Here is a 1177-nt window from a genome sequence, read left to right on the forward strand (position 1 = left end):
ACCTATGGGTAAGCAAATCCAGGTGGATTGGGGAGAAACGAAACAGAAGACCACTGAAAAGAATGAAATCAAACTATATTTCATCGCTTTTGTCTTAGCTCACTCTCGATACAAATACATGGAGTGGCAGGACCGGCCTTTTACGACAAATGATGCCATACGATGTCATGAAAATGCATTTCAATTTTACGGAGGACGTACAGAAGAAATTGTGTATGATCAGGATCGTTTAATTACAGTAAGCGAAAATTCAGGTCAGCTACTTTTAACTTCTGAATTTCAAAGCTATGTAAATGATCGTAAGTTTAAAGTTCATTTATGTCGTAAGGCAGACCCAGAATCAAAAGGAATGATTGAGAACGTTGTAAAGTACATAAAGGGAAATTTCGCAGACAGCCGAGTATTTAGCAATATTGAAGATTGGAATAACCGTGCGTTACAGTGGCTACATCGCACTGGAAATCAACATGTTCATCAGACAACGAAAAAAAGACCAGCTGAAGTGTTCCCCGTCGAAAAGCAACACTTACAGCCCGTCTCTTCACCACTCTCATACGAAAGCGTCATTACCCCAAGTATAACAAGGAATATTAGTAAGGACAATACAATACGGTTCAAATCAAACCGTTATTCCGTTCCTCTCGGAACGTATAGTGCAGTCTCTGATAATGAGGTTTTTATTGAAGTCACTTCGAGCCAACCACCAACGCTGATTATCCGTAAACAGTTGGATGGAGAAGTAATTGCTGAACATAGCATTAGTAATGAAAAGGGAAAGCTTATTCAACATCTACATCATATCCGGGATCGCTCAAAAGGTATTGAAGAATTTAAGCAACAACTTGTTTCACATTTTGAAGATCAGGAACGTGCAACTTCTTATTTAAATGAAATTTGTTTAAGATACCCACGGTATCGGCGTGATCAGCTCATAATTATTCAAAACGTCATTGAGAAATACCCAATGTGGATTGAAGCCACTTTGACTAAATGCCTGATAGATAAACTTTACAGCGCCAATGACTTTCGGGATATCGCAAACCATCAAAATGCATTACAAACTGAATGTACCCAAAAGGTGAAGACTCCCTTTATAAAACATTCAAGTCAAGACAACATCATAGTGACAACTCGCTCTCTTACTGCTTACACAAGTATTTTAGGGGGTGATCCACAG

Annotated in this window: 1 protein-coding gene; it reads left to right on the forward strand. The window is 38.7% G+C overall.

Annotated features, from left to right (window positions below; genetic code table 11):
• The coding region (locus tag ACWFR1_RS40445; RefSeq protein WP_453561146.1) for an IS21/IS408/IS1162 family transposase at window positions 1-1177 on the forward strand (1177 nt) is incomplete at both ends.

The sequence above is a fragment of the Streptomyces sp. NPDC055103 genome (assembly GCF_053607625.1).